The sequence below is a fragment of the Variovorax sp. 01T439_2 genome (genome assembly GCF_056398445.1).
This window is the reverse complement of the sequence record NZ_JBFTPJ010000276.1, coordinates 1-6,295: the sequence shown is the minus strand read 5'-3', so window position 1 is coordinate 6,295 and position 6,295 is coordinate 1. Positions and strand designations below refer to the sequence as shown.

The following is a 6,295-nucleotide window of genomic DNA, read 5'->3' as shown; positions in this document are numbered from 1 at the left end:
GGCCTGCGCTGGCACCGCCGGTCGCACTGGCCGATGGCGGCAAGGACCTGTACATCCTGAAGAACAGGTTCCACGACCAGTTCGCCGCCGACGTTCCGGCCGCGGCCGCGCGCCTGATGGCCGCGACGCAGCGCCCCATCGCCGAGTCGGCGCTCGGCGAGCCGGCGGGCGCTCCCGCGTGGAAGACGGTGCCTTCGTGGTTCGTCTACGGCGACGCCGACAAGAACATTCCGCCCGCGGCGCAGGCCTTCATGGCAGCGCGTGCCAAGTCGGTGAAGACGGTGGTCGTCAAGGGCGCCTCGCACGTGGTGATGACCTCCAGGCCCGATGTGGTCGCGAAGCTCATCGCCGAAGCCGCCAGCCGATAGAGGACTTGCTTCTGCGCACGGTCCTTCGGCAGCACGCGGCCAGGCGCCGCGTCGCACAGATTCCCATTCATCAGCACAAGGCAAACGACCATGACAGATTCCGACGCATCCAGCCGCCGCGCGGCGTTCCACCCCACCCTCACGCGCCGCGGTGCGCTGGTGGCAACGGCGGGCCTTCTTGCAGGTTCGGCGGCCGCGACCTTTGCGGCGACGCCTGCCGACAAAAGCGCCGCAGCGCAAGGCGACGCGATACGGCCCTTGCGCATCGATGTTCCCGAGAATGCAATCGCCGATCTGCGGCGGCGCCTCAGGGCCACGCGCTGGCCCGACCGCGAGACGGTCGGCGATACATCGCAAGGCGTTCAGCTGGCCAGGCTGCAGGCGCTGGTCCGCTACTGGGAAACCGGCTATGACTGGCGCAAGCTCGAGGCCAGGCTCAATGCACTGCCGCAGTTCATCACCACGATCGACGGCGTCGACATCCAGTTCATCCACGTGCGCTCCCGCCATCCGGACGCGTTGCCGCTGGTGCTGACGCATGGCTGGCCGGGCTCGATGCTGGAGTTCCTGAAAACAATCGGGCCCCTGACCGACCCGACCGCCTTCGCAGGCAGTGCCGCCGACGCGTTCCATGTCGTGATCCCGTCCATCCCCGGCCACGGCTTCTCCGGCAAGCCCAGGGAGACCGGCTGGGGCCCCGAGCGCGTGGGCCGCGCGTGGGACACGCTGATGAAGCGGCTGGGCTACACGCACTACGTGTCCCAGGGTGGAGACCACGGCTCGGTGATCTCGGATGCAATGGCACGCCAGGCACCGCAAGGCCTGCGGGGCATCCACCTGAACATGCCCGCCACCGTGCCCGCGGAACTGGTCAAGCCCATCAACAATGGAGATCCCGCGCCGGCCGGGCTGTCGGCGTCCGAGCGGGCGGCGTTCAACACGCTCAGCGCCTTCTTCAAGACCGGCGCCGCCTACGGCGCCATGATGGTGACGCGCCCACAGACGATCGGCTACCCGCTGGCCGACTCGCCGGCTGGCCTGGCCGGGTGGATCTACGAGAAGTTCGCGCAATGGACCGACAGCGGCGGCGAACCCGAGCGCGTGCTCGGCCGGGACGAGATGCTCGACGACATCACTCTCTACTGGCTCACCGACACGGCCGCTTCCTCCTCGAGGTTCTATTGGGAGAACAACAACAACAATTTCAGCGCGGCGGCGCAGAAGACGCAGGACATCTCGATTCCAGTGGCCATCACCGTGTTCCCGGGCGAGATCTACCGCGCGCCCAGGAGCTGGGCCAAGCGCGCCTATCGAACGCTCTACTACTTCAACGAAGCCGGCAAGGGCGGCCACTTTGCCGCCTGGGAACAGCCGCAGCTGTTCAGCGAGGAACTGCGCGCGGCGTTCCGGCCGCTGCGCCAGCCCGCCTGAGCGCGCTCGTTGCGCGACGGCACCGAACTCCGCTGCTAGGCCTGGCCGCCCTCGACCGGCAGCGGCGCCGTCTGCACGTTGTTGCGGCCGGCCCGCTTGGCGCGGTAGAGCATCTCGTCCGCCTGCTTCACCAGTGCGGCCGAGGTTGCGGCGCCGCCCTGGTAGAACGCCAGGCCGATGCTCGCGGTCACGTTGATCGTGCGCTGCGGCTCGACGGTGAACGGCGTCTGCATGGCCAGCACGAGCTTCGTGGCGGCGGCGACCGCGATGTCGGCATGGGGCAGCCCCTCCATGATCACCGTGAACTCGTCGCCGCCCAGGCGCGCGCGCACGTCGCTGGAACGCAGCCCCTGCGACAGCCGGCCCGAGAAGGCCTTCAGCAATTCGTCGCCCGTCTGGTGCCCGAACTGGTCGTTGATCTGCTTGAAGCCGTCGATGTCCAGGTACATCAGCGCCATCAGGGCTCCCGCGCTGCGGCTGCGGTCCATGGCTTCGCCCAGCCGCGCCTCGAAGCCGGCGCGGTTGGCCAGGCCGGTGAGCGGGTCGATCTGCGCGAGGCCCACCAGGCGCTTCTCCTCGAGCTTCTGCCGCGTGATGTCGGTGATCACGGCGTGGAAGCCGACGATGGTGTCGGCATTGGCCGCGGGCTGCGGGATGTACTGGGCCTCGTAGCAGTTGTAGCTGTCGCTCTGGCTGACTTCGCTCTGGAAGGTGACGACCTCGCCGGCCAGCGCGGCGCGGATGTGCGGCTTCACGGATTCGTAGGCCGGCTCGCCCAGCAGCTCCTGCACGGTATGGCCCTGGATCTGGTCGCGCGAGAGGCCGAACTCGCGTTCGTAGGCCAGGTTGTTGAAGCGGTAGCGCTCGTCGGCATCGATGTAGGCCACCCGCATCGGCAGCGCATCGGCCACGGTGCGCAGGCGGGCTTCGCTTTCCTGCAGCGCTTCCTCGGCCTCGTGATGCGCGGTGATGTCGCTGTCCAGCGTGTAGAGGCCCACCACCTCGCCTTGTTCGTTGCGCTCCGGCACCAGCGTGGCCTGGATGTCGCGGCGCCCGCCGGCCCCCGTCACGCGCCGCTCGTAGGTGACCTGGCGTCCGCCCAGGGCCGCGCGGATGTACGGCTCCATCTGCGCCCATGCCTCCTCGCCGTAGAACTCGCGCAGGCTGCGGCCGAGCAGCTGCTGCGGCTCGATGCCGAACCAGTCCTGGTAGGCCTTGTTGACGAAACGGAAGCGCAGCTCGCGGTCCAGGTAGGAGATCAGCGCCGGCAGGTGGTCCGTCACCATGCGCAGGCGCTGCTCGCTCTCGCGCAGCGCCTGCTCCGCGGCCTTGGCCGCAGAGATGTCGCGCATCAGCCCCGAGAAATATTCGAGCTTGCCGTGCTTGTCGCGGTGCGCGATCACCATGTGGCTGACCGGGAACGGCTGCTTCTGCGCATCCCACACCACCGACTCGCCGACCCAGACGCCGGTGGCGACCGCGGTGGGCACCACCTCCGACCTGAACCGCTCCAGCGTCTGCGGCGGATTGAAGTCGGACACCTTCAGCGTCTCGATCGGGGCATCGAGGTCCACGCCGGTGCGGCGGCGCGCGGCGGGGTTCATGTAGATGAGCCGCCCCTTCGCATCGTTCTGGATGATGAAGTCGGTCGTCATGTCGAAGATGGCCGTGAGCGTGCGAAGGGCCCGCTCGGCGCGCGTGCGCTCGGTGATGTCGGTCACCGTTCCGACATGGCCCATGACGCGGCCTGCAACCAGCACGGGCCGGCTCCGCAAGGCCACCAGCACCTGCGTGCCATCCCTGCGGTGCAGCCGGCGCGTGGCGTTCAGCGGCTCGGCGGCGCTCACGATGCGGACCCAGTCCTGGCGGACCTTCTCGCGGATCTCCTCGCGCACCAGCGTGAGCCAGCCCTCCTGCGCCTCTTCGCGCGCCAGTCCGTGGATCGCCAGGTATTCGTCGTTCACGTAGGTCATGCGTCCTTCGCTGTCGCAGCGGAACAGTCCCACGGGCGATGCATCGGTCACCGCGGCCACCTCGAGCCGCTGCTCGCGCAGCTCGCCCATCAGCGCGTCGAACTCGCGCGCCAGGTCGCCGCGCTCGTCGTTGGCGACGACGTCGAGCCTGACCTGGCTGTCCGGCGATTGGCGCAGCGTGCGGATCGCGTTGCTCAGTGCCTCCAGCGGACGCATGACCCAGGCCGTGCCCAGCCACACCAGCAGCGCGCAGCCCAGGCCGAGCCACAGCAGCTGCAGCAGCAGGTTGCGCCGTGCCTGCTCCAGCGGCGCGTAGGCGGCGCGGGCCGGCACCACGAGGCGAAGATCCCAGTTGGCGCTGCGCACGGTGGCGTGCGTGGCGAGGTCGTTCTCGGGACCGCCGGCAAGGGCCGCCGTGCTGGCCGCGGCAGGCTCGAGCAGCCGCTTCGCATCGGGGTGCATGACGATCCGCGGGGACTCGCCGCGCGTCACGATCTCGTAGTGGCCACCGCGGCCGACGGTGGCGCGGCTCAGGTCGCCGAGCACGTTGGCGCGCTGCAGGTCCAGCGCCGCGCCCAGCACGCCGGCCAGGCGCCCATCCGGTGCCTCGACGGGCACGGCCATGACCACCGCGGGCTGCCGGCCGCCCTTGGTAAGCAGCGGCGCCGAGATGGCGGGCTCGCGCCGGTCGCGCACCTGCTTGAAGTAGTCGCGGTCGGCCACGTTCGGCGGCTGGGCCGCGGCGGGATGGATCGCGACGATGGCGCCGTCCGGCGTGGCCAGCGCGGCGTTGTCGAACATCGCGCGCAGGTCCTTGTCCGCAAGAAAGCGCTGCTGCGCCGCCGGGTCCGCAAAGCCTTCCGCGCCGAGTTCGCGCGCCGCACGCGACAGCGCGGCCAGGTGAACGCCCAGCTTGTAGTCGAGGTCCGCCGCGGCGCTGTCGGTGAGCGCCTGTTGCTGCTCGCGCATCAGGCCGACGTATTCGCTGGAGAGGCTTCGGTACTGCCACCAGCCCGTTGCACCCACCAGGGCGAGCACGAGCAAGGTGATGAGCAAGGCTGTCTTCGTTCTCAGCTTGAGCCGCACTGGGTTTCCTTCGCTGGGCACGACGTCCCGGTCGTTCGGGACTGCGTTTTCCGATGATAGCAACGGGCTGCGCTGTGTCCCCTGCGGAACAGCTGACGTGCACGCGGCCGGCGCGTCGCTTGCGGGACGGTCTCCCGCATCCTGCAATGTTCAAATCTTCGGCATGCGAGCGGTCTGGCCGGGTTGCTCGCCACCCAAGAAAGGACGCTCCCCATGTTTGCCGAACCCTCCGCGAAAACCCGCGAGCTGCTCGAACGCCTCAACAATTTCTTCGACCAGCACATCTATCCGAACGAAGCGCGCTACCACCACGAGATGGACGCCTTCCGCCGCCAGGGCAACGCCTGGCAGGTGTCGCCGCTCGTCGAAGAGCTGAAGCCCGTGGCGCGCGCGGCCGGCCTGTGGAACATGTTCCTGCCGCATCCGCACCGCGACGTGCCGGCCATCTCCAATCTCGACTACGCGCCGCTGTGCGAGGTGATGGGCCGCGTGTCCTGGTCGGGCGAGGTGTTCAACTGCTCGGCGCCCGACACCGGCAACATGGAAACCATCGAGCGCTACGGCACCGAGGCGCAGAAGGACGAATGGCTCGCGCCGCTGCTCGCGGGCGAGATCCGCTCGGGCTTCCTGATGACCGAGCCGGCCGTTGCCTCGTCGGACGCCACCAACATCCAGTGCACGATCCGCCGCGAGGGCGACGAGTACGTGATCAACGGCCGCAAGTGGTTCTCTTCGGGCGCGGGCAGCCCGCGCTGCAAGATCTTCATCGTGATGGGCAAGACCGACCCCGATGCGCCGCGCCATGCGCAGCAGTCGATGGTGCTGGTGCCGCGCGACACCCAGGGCATCACGGTGCTGCGCCATCTTTCGGTGTTCGGCTACGACGATGCGCCGCACGGCCACATGGAAGTGCTGCTGGAGGACGTGCGCGTTCCCGCATCGAGCATCCTGCTGGGCGAAGGGCGCGGCTTCGAGATTGCGCAAGGCCGGCTCGGCCCGGGGCGCATCCACCATTGCATGCGCTCCATCGGCGCCGCCGAGCGTGCGCTCGAACTGATGTGCGATCGCCTGCGCAGCCGCGTGGCCTTCGGCCGTCCGCTCGCGGAGCAGTCGATCTGGCACGAGCGCATTGCCGAGTCGCGCTGCCTGATCGACCAGGCCCGCCTGCTCACGCTCAATGCGGCCCACAAGATGGACACCGTGGGCAACAAGGAAGCGCGCGCCGAGATCGCGATGATCAAGGTGGTGGCGCCCAACATGTCGTGCAAGGTGGTCGACTGGGCGATCCAGGCGCACGGCGCCGCCGGCGTGAGCCAGGACTTCTGGCTGGCCGAGGCCTATGCGCACCAGCGCACGGTGCGCATCGTCGACGGGCCCGACGAAGTGCACCGCAACGCGATTGCCAAGCTCGAACTGGCCAAGCGCGCGGCACCGGCG

General features: G+C 69.0%; 4 protein-coding genes. 3 read left to right on the top strand and 1 reads right to left on the bottom strand.

From position 1 onward, the window contains the following. Together AC1DOC_RS14785 and AC1DOC_RS14780 are read left to right on the top strand one after the other, a co-directional pair. Nucleotides 1-368, top strand: a 368-nt coding sequence (locus AC1DOC_RS14785; protein WP_478129997.1) for an alpha/beta fold hydrolase, incomplete at its 5' end; no start/stop codon positions are given. A 90-nt stretch (nt 369-458) separates the two neighbouring features. Continuing rightward, complete coding sequence (locus tag AC1DOC_RS14780) at nt 459-1,799, top strand: epoxide hydrolase family protein (RefSeq protein WP_478079306.1); 1,341 nt, start codon at nt 459-461, stop codon at nt 1,797-1,799. 35 nt (nt 1,800-1,834) lie between these two features. Here the strand turns inward: AC1DOC_RS14780 and AC1DOC_RS14775 are convergent, their stop codons facing one another. Then, on the bottom strand, nt 1,835-4,828 hold the full coding sequence (locus AC1DOC_RS14775; RefSeq protein WP_307596790.1) for a PAS domain S-box protein: 2,994 nt from the start codon (nt 4,826-4,828) through the stop codon (nt 1,835-1,837). Between the two features lie 243 nt (nt 4,829-5,071). On the opposite strand from AC1DOC_RS14775, the gene AC1DOC_RS14770 reads away from it, so the two are divergent. Continuing rightward, nucleotides 5,072-6,295, top strand: a 1,224-nt coding sequence (locus AC1DOC_RS14770; RefSeq protein ID WP_478129996.1) for an acyl-CoA dehydrogenase family protein, incomplete at its 3' end; no start/stop codon positions are given.